Genomic DNA, 20,834 nt, shown 5'->3' on the forward strand with positions numbered 1-20,834 from the left:
CTGAGCCAGATAAAAGACTACCGCGGTGATATTTAAAATATCACTGCGGCAATGGATTTTGTGTTTATAAATCGCACTACTTTTCATTTTTCCACAAGGCTGGGGTTTGGCTTGGTTGCCAATTGCTTTGGGAGAAATGGGCTTGCACTAAGGAATAGATTTTATCTTGATAGGACACAAACTCAGGTAGTTGATAATTATGCTGATCCTGCCAAGCAGGGGCATAGTTATCTAGCGTATCAAAACGATACCCTTGACGTTGAGCTTCTTCAACAAAACGCTTAATTTTAGGCAAGTTGATGGTTGCACCTTGTCCGCGGTGCGCATTCTCAAACAGGAAGTCGTGGGTCAAGATCACCACTTTCCCGTTATGTAAACCATCACTACAATCTAAGTTCTGCGTACGACTGTTAAGCGGATTCATCGTCGTTCCTGCGCAGGTGTTGATCACTTGATTGACTTTTGCCACCAGCTCAACCCCATCGGCCATAGATTCAGCAGGAAAGGCAACCCCCCAATCCTCTGGTCCCCAATCTAGATCCCAGCCAAATATTTTATAGTCACTCTCGGCGAGCATGTTTTGAATTTGCACCGCAACTTGCGAACTGTTGGTCGAGGTTTCTGCGGTACAAGCAAAAGCAGGGTCCCAAGGCGGCACAGTATCGGATGTCGCACACAAGCCGTCGCCTTTGAGTTTACTGGTCACTCGCCAACCATTGGTGTAAGGCAAACGTGCCAACTTAGTCATCTTGTTATTGGGATAACTGGCGGCATTAGGAATAAGTTCAACCACTTTGGCCGTGTTCGTCACAAAATAGGTGAAATCGGTGGCCGCATCTTGATAGGATTTTACAGGCCAGAGTCCAACTTGATTACAATATGCCGCCCCAGATTGCACGCCATCAGTGCAGTTATGCAGCATATGATCGTAACTGTGGTTTGCCAAAATATGACCATCATCTAGCAAGCGTTGTAGGGCGACAGCCGCTAACGCCTCGTTTTCATCCCCTTCGCCATACATATGAAACGCATTAATAAAGAACGTCGCCTTGATATTGGCATCCTTTAACGCATCTAACAGCCCTAAGGTCGCGTCAATTGGACCATCATCAAAGGTAAGGTAAATGGTTTTATCACTGGCGTAGGCCGCACTTAAGCCAGTACTCAAGCTCGCAACACAAAGCCCAACTGCAACGGCTATCGATTTCAGTTTCATGATTTCATCCTATAAATAATGTTTAAAGATGAATAAGTTAGTTCTCTTTACGCACTGGTTAATTCATAACCTGTAGACAGCGAGTTCACTCATCCGTTTAGCTTATCTATAGTGAGTAATCCCACCAGCATTAGTTATACCATCCTAGCAACAAGCCATACTTTTCTACGCTAAGTCGATAAATCCTGCCTTTGCACCCAGTTAACCATCCTCTTACCCAAGGTTTCAAAGACAATAGAAAAATACCAATCCTAGTGTGAAAAGTACCGCATCAACAATTCGATAACAGGTAAGTTAACTGGAGAAAAAAACAACACAAAAGCACTACAGGGATGCAATAACATGTCAGAAGGTCAACTATTTAAGAGCTCTTTGCTCGCATTATGTATCGCTAACGCCTTGTTCGGGATGAGCTCAACCGCAATCGCGGCGGAGCAACAAGAGGCAACCGCAGAAAATATTGAGGTAATCCAAGTACGCGGCATACGTCGCTCGATTGAAGCCTCAATGAATACCAAACGCTTCGCCGACTCCACGGTCGATGCCATCACCTCGGAAGATATCGGTAAGTTTCCCGATAAAAACATTGGTGATGCGCTGCAGCGAATTTCTGGGGTGACGGTCGATAGACAATACGGTGAAGTGAGCGGGGTCACCATTCGTGGTACAGCGCCTGAACAGAGTCGTATTTTGCTGAACGGTCAAACCGTTGCGAGCACCTCTTGGTATGATCTTGGTCCTGCCACTCGTACCTTCAACATGGAATTATTGTCAGCCGAGCAAGTCAGTGCGGTTGAAGTCCACAAAACGCCAACCGCTAGCCTTGAAGAAGGTGCGCTGGGCGGCACTGTCGATCTCAAAACCCGTAAGCCCTTAGATCTCGATGCTCACACTTATCAAGTGGCGGGTGAGTTGAGCCAAAGCAGCCTGTACGATGAAACAGATCCGAGTGGATCTTTCGTCGGAAGCTGGAAAAATGACGATGAAAAATTTGGTATTTTAGGCGCTTACTCAGTAGAAAAACTCACCAGTGGTCGGCATGTATTAGAATCGCTCAGCGGTTATTATGAATACTTCGCTGCCGATCCTGCACAAGACCAAGAATCAACTGTCGGGGCGTGGGGGATTGGCTCACAGGCATTTAGGGCCGAACGCGAACGGACCAGTGCCCAAGTCACACTGCAATTTGCACCGACTGAAAAAACAGAGTTCACCTTAGATTACTTTAATTTTGAACTCGATATCCCCCACGTAAACCATAACTTCTTAACCGTTGGCGCCCGCGGTTCGGGCTCCACCAACGTAGTAAATAACGCCCAAGGCGGCACAGCATCGGCAACGATTCTGCCAGCGTATGCGTCGATTATTTATAACCCTGTGGTACGCCACGCGGTCAATATGAAGTCTGACGTACTCAACTTAACCGGAAAATACGTCGGGGACAGTTTCACCCTTAGCGGCGTCATTGGCCAATCGACCTCAGATGGCGGCACCCAAGGCGGCTCATCTTCTTGGTGGATCCCTGCGACGGACCAAGGCGGCAAAATTGGCGATCCCGCCTTCCCTAATGGTCAAGGCAGTGTCGATGGTGGCTTTAGTTACGATGCCACAGGTCCCTATCAAGTGGTGCTCACGAGCCTAGATGCCAACGATGCTAGCCAGTTCAAGCATGCGCAGGAAGCCAACTACGAAACCACAGTGCAAGATCATAAAGTCACCTACGCCCAGTCTGACTTCGAATATCAACTCGATCATGATTTTATTAATAAAATTGCGGTCGGGATTAAGTACAACACCAGTGATTTCGAGCGTAATGCCTTCAACCGTAACCCCGCAGAAATCCTAGGTTTCGTGCCTAATGGCAACCTAGCCAACTGGAGCGATGGCGTACTGTCTGGCCTGCATTCCCAGAGCGGTGGCAATGTGCTCGACTCCTATGCCAAGTTAGATGAAGACAAATGGTGGGCGTTTATCAGCGAGAAATACGCCAATGGCGAGTTAGTGGAAGTCGCCGATCTCGGTAACACCTTCACTGTCGAAGAGGATATGTTGGCCTTGTACGCCCAAGCGGATTTCAGCGGCGAATTCTATCGTGGTAACTTTGGTTTGCGTTACGTTAACACAGACCAAACCTCAACCGGTTTTGCCGATGGCAAACCCTACAATGAATCCGTTAATTACGATAATTGGTTACCGAGTATCAACGTCGCCTTTGATCTACAAGAAGATCTAATCCTACGTGCCTCGGCCTCTGCCGTGATGGCACGTAACAACTACAGCGATCTTAAACCTGGGTTAGCGATAGCGAAAAACTTTGGTACTGCGACCGGCGGTAATCCCAATTTAAAACCCTATAAGGCGAACCAAGCCGACCTTGGCATCGAATGGTACTTCACTGAATCTTCTATGCTGTCGGCAGCCTTATTCTACAAAGACATTGATAACGTAGTGTTTGTCACTGAGTCGACTCAGTACATTGAAGGTTGCGGCGCGTCAGAATCCGAGTGGGATAAATGCCGTGTCACAGCCCCAGCCAACGGCGGTAGCGGCTCAGTGACTGGGCTTGAAATCCAGTTACAACATAACTTTGAAAGCGGTTTTGGCTTCTTAACCAACTACACCTATGTTGACAGTAAAAGCACTCGCCCCGATGGCACCGAGCAGATGATTGAAGGCGTGTCAGAGAACTCCTTCAACGGTTCACTCTTCTACGAAGATGATCTGTTCAGCGCCCGTATCGCCTATAACTGGCGTTCAGAATACTTAGGCGTAGGTAATATTCAAAACGTGTTAAACGACAGCTATCAACAAGTGGATGCCTCAATTATTTGGCATGCAATGGAGAACTTAGATATCTCACTCGAAGGGGTTAACTTAACCAATGAAGTGGTGCAATCCTATGATGTTAAATACGGATTAACCCAAAACACCATCGAATTTGGTTCACGTTATTTCGTCGGTGCCAGCTACAAATTCTAAACTTGAGTCACAGCATAGCCGACCTTAGGGTCGGCTTTTTGCGTTGATAATGCAGAGGTATAAGCCATGAAAGTGAAGCAAGCAATCAGAAAAGTCATTATCTTAGGGGGTGGAACCGCAGGTTGGATGGCAGCGGCAGCCCTCGCGAATAACCCCGTATTTGCCGCCATTGAGCTCTGTTTAGTGGAATCGGACAACCTAGGCACCATCGGCGTTGGTGAAGGTTCAACGCCACACTTGAAACGCTTTATGGACAACTTAGGCATTAGCGAAAAAGATTGGATGGAGCAATGCCACGCCAGCTATAAAACCGGCATCGATTTTATTAACTGGAATGGGGACGGGCAGCAATATTTTCACCCCTTCTATTGTCAAATGGATGTGAAACCCGCTGAAGTTTTCTTTATCAACGCCAATGCAAGACGCCGCGGTCATGGCAGTGCAGTAAAACCCGATGCGTTCTTCTCCAGCGGCGTACTGGCGAAACGCAATCTCAGCCCAAGGCCGAATAAAGCATTGCCCTACGCTAACGAATACGGCTATCACTTCGATGCCACTGAGCTGGCCAACTACTTAAAAGAATACGCTTGCCAACGGGGCGTAAAACACCTCATCGGCGATGTCATTGAAGTTTCAACAACCCAAAACCAACATATAGACGCCTTAATGCTGGCGAATGGCGAACGACTTAACGCCGACTTTTTTATCGATGCCAGCGGCTTTAGCGCTAAGTTAATTCATAAAACCCTAGGCGTACCCTTTCAATCCTTCGCCAATGAACTGCTCAACGACAGCGCCGTCACTGTTCCTGTTCCTGTTCCTGTACCAGCATTAATGGACTCCACTCAAACACAGCAAACCCATGATCTACAAAACCATGCATTGCAAACCCAAGCACAGCAAGCCAAGTACCATACCCGCGCAACGGCGCTCAGTGCGGGCTGGCTATGGCAAATCCCCCTCACCCACAGGCTTGGCAATGGCTATGTTTATAGCCGTCGCCACCTCAGTGCCAATGCCGCGGCTAAGGAATTGTTGCACAGTGTTAATCTGCCTGAATCAACCCAAGTACGGTTTCTCAAAATGCGGGTCGGTGTCAGTGACAAGGCTTGGCACAACAATGTGCTGGCGATAGGACTTGCACAAAGTTTTATCGAACCGCTCGAAGCCACGTCGATCATGATGACCCAATTCACTCTTGAAAAATTTATGTCGTTATTCGAGCGCTATCAATTGAATAAGCAGGCAGAGACCTTAAGTCGACAAACACTCAATCAGGCGGTCATGCAGTTAGTGCTCGGCATAAAGGATTATATTCAGGCCCATTATGTCACCAGCCAGCGCAGCGAACCCTATTGGTTGGCGGCGAGAAAAGTCACCATTTCCCAAAGGCTGACGCAACTATTGCAAGCTTGGTATCAAGGGGAAGACTTTGATTTACTGCTTTACCAATACGATCAGCAACTCGCCTACTTTCGCCCTTCTTGGTATGCGCTGTTAGCGGGAATGGATTACCGCGACCCAAAACTGAAGCGCCCATTTGAGCCGATTTCAGCGGAGATCACGGCGCAAGCGATACGCTACAGCCAAACCTTAGTGGAGCAGTATTTTCAGCCTAAGCATCCGTGATAAGAATGGTTAAATTGCCCTTTGTTTACTGCTAAAGCACTGACGAAAACGACTCGGCGTGACACCTTTAAATTGAATAAAGCGCCGATTAAAATTGGATAAGTTATTGAAACCACACTGATCGCTGATGGTTGATATCGGACTTTGATTTGACAGCAGTAACTTGCACGCCTTAGCGATCCTGAGTTGATTGATAAACTCAGTTAAGGTTTTCTCGGTGCGTTTTTTAAAGAAGCGATGGAAGTGATTGGTGCTCATGTGCGCTAACTTTGCCAAATCCTGTGCCGACAAGGCCTGAGTGTAATTGTCATAAATATGCTCAATCACTTTATCGAGCTTTTTCACGGTAAAGTCGAGTTTACTACCGTGGGTAAACAAGGTGCTCGACAAGAGTTCTTGCTGACTATCCTGTTGTAATAACGCTAATAATTCCAATAACAAAATATAGCGTTTAAAAGGATTGGCCGTCTCCATTTCGATAAACACACTATGGGCCTTACGCGCCGTTTCCTCACTAAACAACACACCTCGTTTGGCATGGGTCAAAAGTGAATGCAAAGACGCTAACTCACGTTGCTCATTCACAATTTGGTGTAGCCAGGCCGCTGGAATTTGTGCCACATAAACGACTTCCTGCACCCTCGCATTCGAAGTGCCATCTTTTAGCGCGTTGCCATTTGATATCTCGTCAGTTGAAACACCAAGGTTAGCCTCGGATTGCCAGCCGTGGGGCATATCCGGGCCTATGATCACTAAATCATAATCGCCATAACGGGCAATATGGTCGCCCACATAACGCATACCATAACTGTTAAGGGTTAAGCAGATTTCGTACTCGGGGTGATAATGCCAATTGAGATCCATGTGGTCCCATTCATAACGAAAGTAACGCCAAGAGCTATTTTCATCGGGGATCACTTTTTCACACAGAGGTTTCATCCATTAAACTCCAGTTGCTCATTCCTTTACCTTAGCTTCAATCAGCTCTTATAGTTCAACGCCATTCACTCAAGCTAGCCGTTATTGCATCCTGTTAAATTATTCAATTACTTAGACCTTACTTTTAATGCCAGCCTTGACCTATCAGCACGGCGAAATAGCTGTGCCTTCGCGCACTATTGTCTATAGCAAGTCAGCCTTGCAGTGATACTAAAATCCGCCACTCCGATACTATTCTATCCAATGTTAATTAAAGGTAACTATTTTACAAGTAAACACTTTATCAGCAGAGGCTAAAACACCGTTTTATCTATGCTCATCCGCAGCAGCTATCTACTGCCCACTATCTACAGCAAGTATTTACAGCACCTGATGTAAATCAGCCCAATCAGCGCGAACACGATTTGACTATGTGAGAAAAGTATCGACAGAGGCACCATTCGTATCACCACCAAGGCGAGCGTCAAGCCACAATGAATTTCACTTAATTCAATTGGCTAAGCACATGAAACACAAACTCATCATTCTGTTTGTCCTCTGTACTTTCTTTGTGATTTCCCTGATGACCAACAGTATGGGGCCGATTTTCCCTGCGTTAATTGACAGTTATGCTATCGGCCTAACGTTGGCGGGATTATTTCCCTTTGCGTTTTTTATCGCCTACGGCGTGACATCGATTCCTGCGGGGATTTTGGTGGACAAGTACGGTGAAAAACGGGTGATCATCTTAGCCTTTAGCCTGGCGTTTATCGGCGCAATTACTTTTGTGTGTCTCCCTTCCTTTAGCATCGCCATGTTTAGCCTGTTTTGTATTGGCACTGGCATGAGCTTATTACAGGTGGCAGTGAATCCCTTATTGCGACAAGCTGCGGGGCCAGAGCATTTTGCCTTTTTCTCCGTACTGGCCCAACTTGCCTTTGGCGGCGCCGCGACCTTAGCGCCGCTGGTGTATCAGCATTTTGTCGCCTTAGATCAAGCCAGTGTTGCATCCGCCAACTATGTGCAACAGCTATTGCCCGAGAACATGAGTTGGCTCGCCATGTATTGGTTATTCGCCGTGGTCGCGCTCGCCATGGTGCTCTTTGCCAGCCTAGTGAAGATGCCCAAAGTGAATAAACTGGCAGATGAGTCGGCAGGTGCCCTCGAGACCCATTTACGCCTTTTCAAAGATAAAACCGTTTTGAAATTCTTCTTCGCTATCGCCGCCTACGTTGCGCTTGAGCAAGGGCTTGCTAACAGTATCTCAGTCTTTTTGCTGCAATATCATGGTCTTGATACCTTAAGTGTCGGCGCCAATGTGGTTAGCGATTTTTGGTTTTACATGACGCTCGGCTGCCTACTCGGTTTGCTACTACTTAAACTTATCGACAGTCAGATCTTGCTGCTCAGTTTTTCCCTTAGTTCACTGGTTTGTTTTCTGGTGGCGATTTGGGGACCGAGCCAACTAACATTAATTTGTTTCCCATTGGTTGGCTTTTTCATTTCTATCATGTGGTCGGTGATCTTCTCGCTGGCGCTTAATTCGCGCACTCAAGATCATGGATCATTCGCCGGCATTCTCTGTACCGGCATTATCGGCGGCGCGTTTATCTCGCCGATCATTGGTGTTATCAGTGAGCTGTCCGGCGAATTACGGCTCGGGATGTTAGTGCTGTTAATTCCTATGGCATACATAGGCTATGTCGCCCTAACGGCTCGTCCCTTGATTAAAAACACCACATTATTTTCAACAAAAGCGGCCTCAAAGAATGACGAGCCGATGGCAACAAACAACACGAGAGGCAACAAGCTATTATGAGCGTCCTATGTTTAGATCTTGGGGGAACTAAACTGATGTTGGCACAGGTGGAAGGTAAAACCTTACTCGACACTTGGCGGTATCCTGTTCCCGCCGATGGCAATTTCGAACAGTTATTCGATTTCCTCGTGACCTGTATCCACAGCCACCTCACGCCTGAAACCAATGGAGTTTCCATCGGGGTGCCCGGTATGGTGGATATGCACAGCGGCACTTTACTCGAAGTGCTCAACATCCCAGCACTAACGGCAACGCGGTTAGCCCAGCAACTGCAAAATACCTTTGAAATGGATGTGGTTGTAAATAACGATGCGAACCTCTTTGCCCTTGGCGAAGCTGTACTCAATCACAATCAAGACATGCTCGGGATTACCTTAGGCACAGGCGTAGGCGCTGGGGTGATTTTTAATGGTCAGTTGTATTCGGGTAAACATTGCGCCGCAGGAGAAATCGGCAGTTTGAGTTATCGCGATGGCATTATTGAGCACTACTGCTCGGGGCAATACTTCACCACTCATCACCAGATGAGTGGTGAGCATTTGTACCAAAAAGCCTGTGAAGGTGACAGCCAAGCGCTACAAGCCTTCGCCCATTTTGGCGAACACTTGGCGCACATGATCGCCCAAACCTTACTAGTATACGATCCCAAAGATATCATCCTTGGCGGCTCAGTCAGCCAAAGCTTTCCCTTTTTTATTGAAGCGCTTAAACAGAAATTGCAAAGTTTAGTCTATGGCCCGCAACTGACAGACTTGACGATTTCAGCCAGCCAACATCACAATGCAGCCCTCATAGGTGCCGCGCAGTGGTTTTTACAACAACAGAAAATCAAACAAGTTCAACCAACATCACAATGCTCCAGCAATTGATCGACGCGGCGCAGTGGTTTTTACAACAAAAGGACTCAGCTAAGTGAAAGGACTAATAAAACAAAGAGGGATGATTAAGTGGCAGAGGATTAAGACGGCCTTAGTCAGCGGCGTCATGGCAGTGCTTCCCGTGGCGTCGGTGCTTTCAATACTTGTTATGCCATCAGTACTGGCCGCCAATGCTGTGCAGGAGGCAAATCATGTCGCGCTGAATCAATTGGCCGATAAGCTCCAATTAAATTATCAGCTAACCGCTAGTTATCTTGAAACCTGTCCCGCTAAAGAAGCCCAATGCTATCGCTCCGCCATTGAGCTAACCCTGCCCACTCAGTTATCCAACGACAAGTTATCCAGCGAAGAGCTAAATCATGGCGACTGGCAAATTTATTTCAGCCAATTATCGCCCGTTTATTTCGTCGATGCGGGTGACTTTAGCATTGAGCATATCAATGGCGATTTACATAAAATCACTCCTAAAGCCAGCTTTAAGGGCTTCGTCGCCAATCAAGTTTATCATATTGAGTTTTATAGCAAAGGTAGCCAAATCACCCGTTCCGAGTTTATGCCAAACTTCTTTGTCGCTATGGGCGATAAGGCGCAGATCATAAAGAGCACTCAAACAAGGCGCGATAAAGAAACAGGTTTAGCCGAGCAAGACTACCTCGCGCTTTTTAATGCCGAGAAACAATTCTTACTGGCAAAAAACGATGCAACCCCCTTTGCCGATGGCCAGTATTTAGCAGAGCAATATCAAGCCTTAGCCGCAGACAAAGCACCTGACATTAGCGGCAAACTCATCCCCACGCCACTTCATAGCCAAAGCCTAAACTCGGCGCCTTTATCCCTTGCTAAAGGTTATCGACTCACGGCTGCAACTGTCGATTTTAAGGGACGGCAGGCGGCATTTAATTACCTCGATTCTTTAGGCTTTTCGGCCAAGGACAAAGGCACGCCGCTATTATTGCAACTCGATACTCAAGCACCTAAGGTCGCCAGCACTGAAGCCCATGATAGTGAAATTAAAAGCAGCGAAGCCTATCGGTTAACCATAACGACTGAGCAAATCAGTATTCGAGCGAGCACTGAGGCGGGACTCTTCTATGGCCTACAGAGCCTAGCTGGGTTGATCAGTTTAAGTGACGATCAACTGGTCGCCATCGATATTCAAGACCAGCCTCGCTACGCCTTTCGCGGCCTACATATCGATTTAGCCCGTAACTTTCACTCGCTCGATTTTATTAAACGCATTATCCCACAGCTCGCCGCCTATAAAATCAATAAGCTGCACTTGCACTTAGCCGACGATGAAGGCTGGCGTTTAGCCATCCCCGGCTTACCTGAACTGACCGATGTGGGTGCAAAACGCTGTTTCGATTTAACCGAGCAAACCTGTTTATTGCCACAACTGGGCAGTGGCATAGCGGACGTAAACCCCGTCGATGGCTACTTAACCGTGGCGCAATACCAAGCAATATTACAACTGGCTGATGCTCACCATATCGAAGTGATCCCTTCACTGGACATGCCGGGGCATTCACGCGCCGCAATAAAATCCATGGAGGCGCGTTATCACCATTACCTCGCCAAGGGAGACAAAGCTAAGGCGGAGGAGTTTTTACTGACTGAATTTGCAGATAAAACCCAATATTCGTCGATTCAGTATTACCACGACAACACACTCAATGTGTGTCTGCCGAGCACCTATCACTTTATCGATACTGTGATTGATGAAGTCAAAAAAATGCACCAAGCCGTAGGCATTCCTTTAGTGCATTACCACATAGGCGCCGATGAAACTGCGGGCGCTTGGGTAGAATCCCCTGCATGTATCGCAATGAAGCAACAAAAAGCCGATGAGTTAGCCGGACTGCATTCGCTCAATGGTTACTTTATTGAGCGCGTTGCTAACATGCTGGCGGAGAAAGGGATTATTGCCGCTGGTTGGAATGATGGCATGGGTGAAGTGCGCCCCGAAAACATGCCAGCCCAAGTGCAATCTAACGCTTGGTCGCAGATTTCAAACAACGGCCATCAAATCGCCCATAAGCAAGCAAATCTTGGCTGGAAGGTCGTTATCTCAACGCCAGAAGTCACCTATTTCGATTTCCCCTACGCTAGCCATCCAGATGAGCGCGGCAATCATTGGGCCTCGAGGGCAATAGACAGTTTTAAGGTGTTTAGCTTTATGCCCGACAACCTGCCCGCCCATGCCGAGCGCTGGCACAATAGCTTAAATCAGCCATTTGTGTCGGACGATAGCCACAGCCAGCTCAAACCGGGACACAGTTTTTACGGCTTGCAGGGGCATCTTTGGAGCGAAATGGTGCAATCGGACGAGCAAGCAGAATACATGTTATTCCCGCGCATGGTCGCCCTCGCCGAACGGGCATGGCATAAGGCGCCATGGGAATTAGCCTATGATTATCAAGGTAAAATCTATAGTCAGCAAACTCAACATTTCGCCCGCCAACTCAAGGGCCAAGCCGAGCAAGTCCTCAAACAGGATTGGCAAATTTTCACCGCGGTTTATGCCAATAAGGTACAACCTAAGTTAGCTAAAGCGGGAGTTTTCTACCGCATAGCCCCGCCTGGAATACGTGTTGAACATCAGCAGTTAGTGCTCAATAGCTTGTATCCCAATGCCGAGCTGGAATACCAACTCGACTCAGGACCTTGGCAAAACTACCGACAAGCGTTCAAGCTTAATGATGTCAAACACATCCGCGCCAGAGTCAAAGATGGCACGCGTTATTCTCGCCCATCGACTTGGCAAAACACCCTCTAGTCGTTTCTCGCACAATGTCGGCCATCGTATGTGATGGCCGATGCGTTAATTGGCTATTAATACCACTAGTCGATAGGTTAAGCATAAGCTTACATTGAGGCTTTTCAATAACAGCGCAACTCAGGCTATAATCTCGCTATTCGCGATGACACTCTCGTGATAATACTTTATCAAGCCTAAGGATCCGCCAACCGATGACAACTGCTTCTACTAGCCCCTTTGCCGTGTTAAACCAAACCACAGCAACCTCGTTTAATGAACAGAAAAATCTGATTAAACGGGTATTTAAAGGTAAGCCAGTGCAATGTCCTAGCTGTAAACAGACACTTAAAGTGATATTGCCAGAGCAGGCAAAAGCCGAACAAACCGCAGGAATTTACTGTGCTAAGGGCTGCACTGATATCGAACTCGATATGGAAGCCGTCGCGGGACTCTAATCATTCCAGATCCAACCCACACTGGCATTAGCCTCACATCGACGGCCAAGCGACGATTACAACAGTCACTGTAATTCGCCGTTATAAAGTAAATATCTTTCTAATTATCAATGAGATTATTTAAACTGATCACGGCAGTTGCTTAAGCTGCCCACGAAAATAGTGTCGATAATAGCCCACCAAATTACTGCCAATAAAGAGTACCTCCATTAACACTGCCACAGGCGATCCCACTAAGGCATTGTGAACAAGCCAAAAACTGGTTCCGACTATCATAAGCAGTCTGAGATCTTTATCCCTTTGACAGAATGCGGCGCGGGTTTGAAACAAGGTGCCTATACAACTGATCACAGTCGTTACCCCATTAAAGGTCACAATGCTCATCACAAGTGCAGCAATAGAGAAACACCATAGGGCTACTTTTGAGGTGGTAAAAATACTGGTGAGATAACGCACTGTGGCTATGCCCATTAAGCCTGCGGCAGTCCATTGCTCCAGCAAACAAAAATGAATTGAAATCAAGATGCCAGACACAAAAAGGCAGGCGACTATCCGCTCCCGCGCCTTAAATTGAAACGAAATCAGATCGAAGATAATGGCTATCGCCACCAAAATTTGAGACAAAGTAAACGCAGTCAACTTATTAAGCTCCTTCGCTTTAAGTAATAATGCGCACTCTGATTGAAAGCTTTGTAGACTTGAGAGCGCAACTTAAGGCGCAGCATCATGGAAATCGCGATTTAGCGCATTAACTTAAGTTAACTGGGAGCAAAAACCGTTAAAGAGAGTCTTGAAGTCGTCGACGCATACGCGACAAACTGATTGCCGTAATGCCAATATAATTAGCTAGCTGACCTTGGCTTAACCGCTCAAGCCAAAGTGGTGAATGTTCGCGTAAATACAGATAACGTTGCTCAGGAGTGTGCAGCAGTAAAAAGGCTTCCTTTTGTTCTTTATACAATAATTGCTGTTTAAGTAACCCAAGTTGCACTGACTGCAGCGAAGTATCATCCAACACAGATAACGGCATTTGGATAAGTTTACAGGCGCTTAAAGCTTCTAATTGGTAACGAGCGGGAATTTGCTTAAGCCAACTGACATACAAAAAACACAGTTCACCCTCGAAATAAAACTCCTTACAGCGCTCTGTGCCCTCCTGAGTATAATGGCAAGCGCGCACGATACCATCCACAACAAAATATGCCTGTGACTGCGCCTCACCTTGGTTAAGAAGCACCTCTCCCGCCAGCACGTTCAACGCTTTAAACTGTGATAAGTAACGTTCAACAGTAGCTTGACACGCCCCTAACGCAATCAAATATTGTTGCAGTGGCTGGCAAGTTGGCACCTGCAATACAGCAGTCTTTTTTACGTCATCAGGTTCAATCATGCGAGCAACTCAGCGATTTATCACTAAACACTTAACCACTGCCATTCGAGTAAGGGTTCAGCACTCGCTTGCAGGCCACGGCTCAGCGTGACGTTTAATACACTTTTAGCGGGAATGCTTCCCACGCCCTTGGGCGTGCCTGTCATTACGATATCGCCCTCATCGAGACTGATAAATGCCTGTAGCTCGGACAATATGGTCTGAGGTTTGTAAATCATTAAATCGATATGCCCCTCTTGAACCAAGTTATCGTTGATACTCAAGGTGAAATGCAGCTGTGCCTCTGCATCATCAATCGCCACAAACGGACTGAATAACGCAGCACCATCGAAGGCTTTTGCTCGCTCCCAAGGTAATCCCTTAGCTTTTAACTTAGTTTGCAAATCACGTTTTGTGAGATCTAGACCGACAGCGACGCTACTAAAACGGCCATTTTGAAACATAAAACACAGCTCGGTTTCATAATGCAAGGTTTCCCCTTGATGCTTAGAATGAAGCACAGTCGAAATAGCCGAGTTAGGCTTTAAAAATACCACCATATCCTCGGGGATTTCGTTACCTAATTCATGGATATGCTCAACATAGTTACGCCCAATGCAGAGAATTTTTGTCGGTACGATAAGGTTTTCACCTAACACGACTGATTTCATCTTTAATCCTTTTCAAGATAGGGTTGAAATAATTTTAAATAATAAAACCAACTAGTTAACCTAAATTAGATCTAAACGTTCAATTGAACTAATCACTGTACTTATGACGAACTCTGCTACACTTAAATCAATATTTCAACGAAAACAGCGATCTAACCATTAATAAACCCATTTTACAGGGACAGTCATAGAAGAGGTTTTCGCACTATGTTAACGCTTACCATAAAACAAAAAATCATCTTTAGTTTTAGTGCAATTGGCGCGCTGCTCATCGCTGGCAGTAGCTTTTTCTACTATTCACTCTCCCAAGTACAAACCGCCTATCAAAATATTGAAACCTTAGCCGTACCCGTGCAAAAGCAGAGTAATAGCTTACAACTAGTGCTATTAAAAATGTCACGCCTTGCCACCTTGGCCCATAGTCAGCAAGACACTGCCGCCTTAACCAAAAGTCAGCAAGCATTTACCGCGCTGCAGAAGAAATATCAAAGTATCGAAAATGAGTTAATTGAGCGAGTTGCAGATCAACCTAAGATGCAAACATCCCTAAACGAAGCGCAGGCAAGATATCAAGCCTATTTGCAGCAAAGCCAAGCCATGTTTAGCGCTAAACTCGCCAATGAACAAGCAAAACGGCAGTACCTGCAACTCTTTGAGCGCTTTAACCATGCCAAGACCAACGCCAGTAATGCGATGATTGATCTCGAAACTCTTTCCATCCCCGATAATCCGACTTTACTCGAAGAAATTGTCGGCACAGGTACTCGCATTGACGACATGCTCTATACGCTAGCCAACACTATGGGGGAACTGATCCACACTCAAAGTTTGGATGTTATTCAATCGCACCAACAGGATGTCGGTATTTTACTGGGAAATCTCACCACTAACTTTACCTTTTTAAAACAACAAACTGATGGGCTTGATACCTTAGGATTACTGCAAATATTCGAACAAGAATATGCGATTATCAATACCTTACTCGCAGCGCCTGCCGAACTTTATAAAGTGCAGGAAGCCGTAGTTGAGGCACAACGACAAGCAGAGCAACATTACCTCGATGCCGATAAAGAGTTTAATGCGAATAATCTCGCCTTAGATAAGTTAATCAACTTAGCCGACCGCCGATTTACCAGCCTGCAAACCATCGCCAGTAATGATATTCAACAGGGTCAAACCTTAGCGATTGTACTAGCACTGGTATTTATCGCCATGGTGAGTTTTATCTCTTTCTTCACCTCCAAGGCCATGCTCAATCCCTTGGCCTTAGTGAACGGCGCACTCGCCAGTATCGCCCAAGGGGATTTATCAAAACGCATTCATAAACGTCATAACGATGAATTTGGTGCCCTAATCGATAACATGAATACCTTGAGTGACGATCTTGCCAAGCTGTTAACCAATATCAGCCAAAATGCCCATTCATTGGACAGCTCTGCCACCCAAACCAATGAGCAAGGCCAGCGCATCGCCAATGCCGCAACGGCGCAAATCAGTCGAGTCGATGAAACTAAAGCCTTGGCAGAACAGATGTTTACTAGCTCAAATCTAGTGACAGAACAGGCCAGTGAGTCGGCGAGACAAATCAGTCAAGCCTCGAAATACGGTAATCAAGTGAAGCAAATTGCCGATGATAATCGCAATAAAATTGCCGAACTGAGCGCCCGTTTAAGTAGCTCAGTTGAAGTCATGTCTCGCTTGAGCATTCAAAGCGATAATATTGGCAGCATTTTAACCACCATTAGCAGCATTGCCGAACAAACCAATTTGCTGGCACTGAACGCCGCCATTGAAGCCGCCAGAGCGGGGGAACATGGTCGTGGTTTTGCCGTCGTGGCCGATGAAGTGCGATCACTTGCCTCACGCACCCAAGCCGCCACCGCCGAAATTCAAACCATGATCACGGCCCTGCAAAAAGAAACGTCCACGGCAGCCGATGCAATTACTACGGGGCAAAATCAAGCAAATGAGTGTGTCGGACAAAGCCAAATCCTGCAGGATGCTATCGCTCACATAGAAAGCACCTTACATACCCTCAATAAAATGAGTCTAGAGATCACCCACGCCGCCCACGAGCAGTTAGATTACAGCCAACGGATTGAGTCGAGCATGAGTGAGGCGGCACAATCTGCAGACCAAAATGCCAATGAAGCCATGGACATGGCCAAACGCAGCAACGAAGTCACTCTGCTTGCCCATTCACTCACCAGCTCAGTGGAGCGGTTTAAACTGTAGAGGTGATGGGACCTAGATTCTAGATTCTAGATTCTAGATTCTAGATTCTAGGCATATTCCATCAGGAATTCATCGAGTTGTTCGTTGGCAATTTCAATTTCGTCACCTTCGAACTGGGCGATATGAAACATACCCTCACCTTCGTTAGTCACAGGGATATTACTTATTCCTATGATAATACCGTCGGTTGGCGCGCGAATGGCCACACTGTCACCGCCGTGGGGGCTGACGATATGGGCAATGATATAACCCTTAGTCACCCGCTGGCCGAGTTTAAGCTTCATATTCACTAAACCATCGGATTCACTGCGCACCCAATAACTGCGAATAGCACTGACACTCGCGCCTTTGTTACTCACTCGCCCTTTAAGCATATCTAAACTGCGCATCACATTGAGCACACCTTTGAGGCCAGATTTTATCGACAACTCGCTAAAACGTAACGCCTCTCCAGCCTCATATAAAATGCAAGGAATGCCCTGTTGATTAGCATAACCTCGCATAGAAACACTGCGCGCTTTAGAATGCATAATAAGCGGCGCACCAAAGGCATTCGCCATGGCCAGCATAGTCTCATCATTAGTATCACAGCGAATTTGCGGCAAATTATCCCTATGGACGGCCCCTGTATGTAAATCAATCACATGGGTTGCATGAACTAATAACTGAGTGGCAAACAGATTAGCTAAACGGCTTGCGAGCGCCCCTTTGCTAGAACCAGGAAAGCAACGATTTAAATCGCGACGATCGGGTAAATAACGGGATTGCTGAATAAAACCAAACACATTCACTATTGGCACCACAATTAACGTGCCCGTCAGATTCTTGGGATTCACTCTGGCTAATAAACGCCGACAAATTTCGATACCATTGAGTTCATCCCCATGAATGGCGGCACAAACCAGTAAAGTCGGGCCAGGTTTGGCTCCGTGAAACACTTCCACATGAATATCGAGTTGCGTATCGGTATACAACTTAGCGGCTGGCAGCTTGATCCCTAATTGCGTCCCAGCTGTGACTCGTTTTCCCGCTAATTCAAATGCTTCACGTCTTTTTACCATGGCAACTCCCTTGTTCTATAAAATGTTATCCCGCGCGGTTGGCTCATGTTTACCGCATTTTGCCAAAGTGATCCGCTATTACATATCAGCCTACTTTAAAGACTAAAGTGGGATTTTAAACGAATTATTGCGGCTCAAATTGGTTCAGCCAAGATTTTAAAATCTGCAGTAATACAGGCCTATCTTCAACGCTCACGCCCGCGAACAACGCACTTTGACATTGAATATGCTGAGGTAATGCCTTATCAATGAGCGCCTTACCCTCAGCAGTTAACGAAACATGGACGGCGCGGCGATCTTCCTTACTGTGCTCCCGCTCAATCAGCCCCTTATTTTCGAGTCTGTCTAAACGACTGGTCATAGCGCCAGAACTTAGCATCATGCTCTGATAAAGTTGCGAAGGCGAGAGTGTGAACGGCTCTCCCGAGCGCCTTAACGTCGCGAGCACATCGAACTCCCCCTGACCTAAGCCAAATTCGGCGTGGCATTGCAGCAGTACCACTTCGATATATTTCGTTAAACGAGCGATTCGCCCGAGCACAGCCATAGGGATCAAATCCTCACTCACCCCTTGCTGTTGCCACTGTTCAACAATTCTATCGAGGCCATCTTCTTTGGTATTCGAATCCGCTTTCTTTTTATCCGTAGAACTCGCGTTAGTATCCGCAGGACTGGCATTAGTTAGCGTCATTTTAGCTGTCATAGGTTTATCTCAATATAAAGATTCTTCACATCATCCTTTACATCTTAGTCATTTTCTCGCAGAATTAAAATATCTTTATATCAAGATACATCTGAAAGAGATTCTTTTTGAATTGTAGTGATGTGGTTTCAACCTACTGTTGTTGAAAGGAAATCATCATGAGTATGCTAAATGCTGCTACAAATCACTTTTTCAGCAAATCAAACTCAGCTTATTTTTGGAGACAATCCATGCGATCCCCCCAGACAGAGAAAGCGAATTTATTGCTGCTCGGACTCGCGTTCATCCTTATTGGTCTAAATCTACGACCCATTCTCGCCTCCGTTGGGCCTTTACTGCCCAGCATACAAAAGGATATCAGCTTAAGTTTTACTTTAGCATCTATGCTGACATTGCTGCCCGTGCTCGCCATGGGACAGGGCTGTTTTGCAGGCTTTAGTATCGCCAAACGTTTAGGATTCAATACCGTAATGACAGGATCATTGCTACTGCTGATCGCCGCTACTGCAATGCGCTTCTGGGCGATAGATGCCAATTGGCTTATCTGCTCGGCATTACTGGCTGGAGTCGCAATCGCCCTCATTCAAACCATAATGCCCGCCATGATTAAGCTTAATTTCGGTGAACGGGTGCCCTTAATGATGGGGCTTTACGTCACCGCCATTATGGGCGGCGCCGCATTAGCGGCGAGTAGCGCGCCTTTTATCGGGATAAACTTAGGTTGGCGCGCGGGTCTAGGTCATTGGACTTGGTTAGGCATATTCGCACTCGTGCTGTGGCTCCTGATTAAACATAAAGCCGCATTACCGAGCCAAGCAAAAGAGCAAGCTTTGCAACTTAACTTTTGGCGTTTTCGTCGCAGTTGGCTATTGGCGATATTTTTTGCATTAGGCACAAGTTGTTATGTCTGCGTACTTGCATGGTTAGCCCCCTACGCGGTCGAGCTAGGTTATAGCCAAACTCAATCGGGATTAGTGTTAGGTTTCTTAACCAGCATGGAAGTGATCGCAGGCTTAGTGTTTCCTTGGCTTGCCAGCAAGTCGACGGACAGACGCGCCATCATAGCCCTACTCTGCTTGCTACAACTCATTGGCTTTATGGGACTCGCACTCGCCCCTCAAGTATCGCTATTTTTATGGGCGGGACTTGCAGGATTAGGTATTGGCGGGATTTTTCCACTCGGGCTGATTGTCACTATGGATCATCAACAGAATCCCATGTTAGCAGGTAAATTAACCGCCTTCGTGCAGGGTGTGGGATATACCATAGCGGCTATCTCGCCTTGGATTGCCGGATTAATTCGCGATAATTTCAACAGCTTTAACAGTGCTTGGTTATTACTCGGTGGCTTAAGTGTGATCGCGTGGATATTATCTTGGCAATTTAATCCGCAGGGCTATGCACGCCAATATCAAATCACCCGCTGTGTATCTTAACTACCTAACTCAACATAAAAAAACCGCCATGTCGGCTAACGATCATGGCGGTTTTTATTGTGTTGAGCTAAATAAATCGCGCTCACACTAAGCGAAACTTAAGACTTTTTAACGAAGCACGTCAGAATCACAATACGAGTACCGTTAACGCGGCCTTCGATATGCTCTGGGTTGTTGGTCAAAGCAATGTTACGCACAGCTGTGCCACGCTTAGCCACAAAGCTAGTGCCTTTCACGTTTAAGTCTTTGATGATGACCACAGTATCGCCAGCATTGAGCACTGCACCATTACTGTCTAACGTTGGCGTAGCATCGTCACCTGCTGCGGCAACTTCGGCATCACCCCACGCTTTTAAATCGTCTTCAAGATAAAGCATATCCAGCAAATCTTGCGCCCAGCTTTCGCCATTTAAGCGCTTAAGCATACGATATGACATCACTTGAACTGCCGGTACAGGACTCCACATGCTGTCATTCAGACAACGCCAGTGGTTCATGTCCATGGTATCCGGTGCCGCAATTTGGCCACTGCAGGTTTCACAAATCATGATCTCATTGTCACGGCCATCGGAGGCTGGCAGATCATAAATAGAGAGTTCAAGCTCGCTGCCACACAGTTCACACTTGCCGCCACAGCGACTTAGCAATTCATTTTCAGTCATTTTTCTGTTCTATATGCCTAGTAAAACGCGGATTATGCCATAAAC

At 46.6% G+C, this 20,834-nt stretch carries 16 protein-coding genes; 8 read left to right on the forward strand and 8 right to left on the reverse strand.

Annotated features, from left to right (window positions below):
• Positions 1–76: 76 nt before the first annotated feature.
• The gene (locus ACHA99_RS03940) at positions 77–1,216 is read right to left on the reverse strand and encodes a polysaccharide deacetylase family protein (RefSeq protein ID WP_113941063.1); all 1,140 of its coding nucleotides are present in this window, start codon (positions 1,214–1,216) and stop codon (positions 77–79) included.
• Between the two features lie 342 nt (positions 1,217–1,558).
• Here ACHA99_RS03940 and ACHA99_RS03945 point away from each other — a divergent pair, with 342 nt between their 5' ends.
• Both ACHA99_RS03945 and ACHA99_RS03950 read left to right on the forward strand, forming a co-directional pair.
• Positions 1,559–4,195 (forward strand): TonB-dependent receptor, encoded by a 2,637-nt coding sequence (locus ACHA99_RS03945; RefSeq protein ID WP_393941162.1) that lies wholly within the window; start codon positions 1,559–1,561, stop codon positions 4,193–4,195.
• Positions 4,196–4,261: 66 nt separating this feature from the next.
• Positions 4,262–5,824 carry a tryptophan halogenase family protein gene (locus tag ACHA99_RS03950; protein ID WP_393941164.1) on the forward strand — a complete coding sequence of 521 codons (1,563 nt, stop codon included), beginning with the start codon at positions 4,262–4,264 and terminating at the stop codon, positions 5,822–5,824.
• 9 nt (positions 5,825–5,833) lie between these two features.
• On the opposite strand, the gene ACHA99_RS03955 is transcribed toward ACHA99_RS03950, so the two are convergent.
• Positions 5,834–6,763, reverse strand: a complete 930-nt coding sequence (locus tag ACHA99_RS03955; RefSeq protein WP_393941166.1) for an AraC family transcriptional regulator — start codon at positions 6,761–6,763, stop codon at positions 5,834–5,836.
• A 505-nt stretch (positions 6,764–7,268) separates the two neighbouring features.
• Here ACHA99_RS03955 and ACHA99_RS03960 point away from each other — a divergent pair.
• From ACHA99_RS03960 to ACHA99_RS03975, 4 genes are all read left to right on the forward strand, one after another.
• A complete protein-coding gene (locus ACHA99_RS03960) occupies positions 7,269–8,561 on the forward strand; it encodes an MFS transporter (protein ID WP_393941168.1) in 1,293 nt (430 codons plus the stop codon).
• On the forward strand, positions 8,558–9,430 hold the full coding sequence (locus ACHA99_RS03965) for an ROK family protein (protein ID WP_393941170.1): 873 nt from the start codon (positions 8,558–8,560) through the stop codon (positions 9,428–9,430). The genes ACHA99_RS03960 and ACHA99_RS03965 overlap by 4 nt, the downstream gene beginning before the upstream one ends.
• 43 nt (positions 9,431–9,473) lie before the next feature.
• On the forward strand, positions 9,474–12,215 hold the full coding sequence (locus ACHA99_RS03970; RefSeq protein ID WP_393941171.1) for a family 20 glycosylhydrolase: 2,742 nt from the start codon (positions 9,474–9,476) through the stop codon (positions 12,213–12,215).
• Between the two features lie 194 nt (positions 12,216–12,409).
• Entirely contained in the window at positions 12,410–12,652 is a 243-nt protein-coding gene (locus tag ACHA99_RS03975; protein ID WP_173497085.1) for a hypothetical protein, read from the forward strand.
• Between the two features lie 129 nt (positions 12,653–12,781).
• Here the strand turns inward: ACHA99_RS03975 and ACHA99_RS03980 are convergent, their stop codons facing one another.
• The 3 genes from ACHA99_RS03980 to ACHA99_RS03990 all read right to left on the reverse strand — a co-directional run bounded on the left by ACHA99_RS03980 (position 12,782) and on the right by ACHA99_RS03990 (position 14,692).
• Positions 12,782–13,291 (reverse strand): YgjV family protein, encoded by a 510-nt coding sequence (locus ACHA99_RS03980; protein WP_028760654.1) that lies wholly within the window; start codon positions 13,289–13,291, stop codon positions 12,782–12,784.
• Positions 13,292–13,430: 139 nt separating this feature from the next.
• Positions 13,431–14,042 carry a Crp/Fnr family transcriptional regulator gene (locus tag ACHA99_RS03985; protein WP_393941174.1) on the reverse strand — a complete coding sequence of 204 codons (612 nt, stop codon included), beginning with the start codon at positions 14,040–14,042 and terminating at the stop codon, positions 13,431–13,433.
• Between the two features lie 23 nt (positions 14,043–14,065).
• A complete protein-coding gene (locus tag ACHA99_RS03990) occupies positions 14,066–14,692 on the reverse strand; it encodes a fumarylacetoacetate hydrolase family protein (protein ID WP_393941176.1) in 627 nt (208 codons plus the stop codon).
• A 207-nt stretch (positions 14,693–14,899) separates the two neighbouring features.
• On the opposite strand from ACHA99_RS03990, the gene ACHA99_RS03995 reads away from it, so the two are divergent.
• On the forward strand, positions 14,900–16,927 hold the full coding sequence (locus ACHA99_RS03995) for a methyl-accepting chemotaxis protein (RefSeq protein ID WP_393941178.1): 2,028 nt from the start codon (positions 14,900–14,902) through the stop codon (positions 16,925–16,927).
• Between the two features lie 47 nt (positions 16,928–16,974).
• On the opposite strand, the gene ACHA99_RS04000 is transcribed toward ACHA99_RS03995, so the two are convergent.
• Together ACHA99_RS04000 and ACHA99_RS04005 are read right to left on the reverse strand one after the other, a co-directional pair.
• Positions 16,975–17,988: a succinylglutamate desuccinylase/aspartoacylase family protein gene (locus ACHA99_RS04000; RefSeq protein ID WP_028760658.1), complete on the reverse strand. Its 1,014-nt coding sequence runs from the start codon at positions 17,986–17,988 to the stop codon at positions 16,975–16,977.
• Positions 17,989–18,112: 124 nt separating this feature from the next.
• Positions 18,113–18,691 carry a MarR family winged helix-turn-helix transcriptional regulator gene (locus ACHA99_RS04005; protein ID WP_173245937.1) on the reverse strand — a complete coding sequence of 193 codons (579 nt, stop codon included), beginning with the start codon at positions 18,689–18,691 and terminating at the stop codon, positions 18,113–18,115.
• Positions 18,692–18,921: 230 nt separating this feature from the next.
• Here ACHA99_RS04005 and ACHA99_RS04010 point away from each other — a divergent pair, with 230 nt between their 5' ends.
• Complete coding sequence (locus tag ACHA99_RS04010; RefSeq protein ID WP_393941181.1) at positions 18,922–20,127, forward strand: MFS transporter; 1,206 nt, start codon at positions 18,922–18,924, stop codon at positions 20,125–20,127.
• A gap of 98 nt (positions 20,128–20,225) precedes the next feature.
• On the opposite strand, the gene ACHA99_RS04015 is transcribed toward ACHA99_RS04010, so the two are convergent.
• Entirely contained in the window at positions 20,226–20,789 is a 564-nt protein-coding gene (locus tag ACHA99_RS04015; RefSeq protein ID WP_011790067.1) for an alkylphosphonate utilization protein, read from the reverse strand.
• Positions 20,790–20,834 lie beyond the last annotated feature (45 nt).

This window comes from Shewanella sp. S23-S33, from assembly GCF_043359565.1.
Taxonomy (GTDB): domain Bacteria; phylum Pseudomonadota; class Gammaproteobacteria; order Enterobacterales; family Shewanellaceae; genus Shewanella; species Shewanella oncorhynchi.

Excerpts from the sequence above, each read along its gene's own strand:
- ACHA99_RS03940 (WP_113941063.1), bottom strand. The coding sequence starts at position 1,216 with ATGAAACTGAAATCGATAGCCGTTGCAGTTGGGCTTTGTGTTGCGAGC.
- ACHA99_RS03945 (WP_393941162.1), top strand. The coding sequence starts at position 1,559 with ATGTCAGAAGGTCAACTATTTAAGAGCTCTTTGCTCGCATTATGTATC.
- ACHA99_RS03950 (WP_393941164.1), top strand. The coding sequence starts at position 4,262 with ATGAAAGTGAAGCAAGCAATCAGAAAAGTCATTATCTTAGGGGGTGGA.
- ACHA99_RS03955 (WP_393941166.1), bottom strand. The coding sequence starts at position 6,763 with ATGAAACCTCTGTGTGAAAAAGTGATCCCCGATGAAAATAGCTCTTGG.
- ACHA99_RS03960 (WP_393941168.1), top strand. The coding sequence starts at position 7,269 with ATGAAACACAAACTCATCATTCTGTTTGTCCTCTGTACTTTCTTTGTG.
- ACHA99_RS03965 (WP_393941170.1), top strand. The coding sequence starts at position 8,558 with ATGAGCGTCCTATGTTTAGATCTTGGGGGAACTAAACTGATGTTGGCA.
- ACHA99_RS03975 (WP_173497085.1), top strand. The coding sequence starts at position 12,410 with ATGACAACTGCTTCTACTAGCCCCTTTGCCGTGTTAAACCAAACCACA.
- ACHA99_RS03985 (WP_393941174.1), bottom strand. The coding sequence starts at position 14,042 with ATGATTGAACCTGATGACGTAAAAAAGACTGCTGTATTGCAGGTGCCA.
- ACHA99_RS03990 (WP_393941176.1), bottom strand. The coding sequence starts at position 14,692 with ATGAAATCAGTCGTGTTAGGTGAAAACCTTATCGTACCGACAAAAATT.
- ACHA99_RS03995 (WP_393941178.1), top strand. The coding sequence starts at position 14,900 with ATGTTAACGCTTACCATAAAACAAAAAATCATCTTTAGTTTTAGTGCA.
- ACHA99_RS04000 (WP_028760658.1), bottom strand. The coding sequence starts at position 17,988 with ATGGTAAAAAGACGTGAAGCATTTGAATTAGCGGGAAAACGAGTCACA.
- ACHA99_RS04005 (WP_173245937.1), bottom strand. The coding sequence starts at position 18,691 with ATGACAGCTAAAATGACGCTAACTAATGCCAGTCCTGCGGATACTAAC.
- ACHA99_RS04010 (WP_393941181.1), top strand. The coding sequence starts at position 18,922 with ATGCGATCCCCCCAGACAGAGAAAGCGAATTTATTGCTGCTCGGACTC.
- ACHA99_RS04015 (WP_011790067.1), bottom strand. The coding sequence starts at position 20,789 with ATGACTGAAAATGAATTGCTAAGTCGCTGTGGCGGCAAGTGTGAACTG.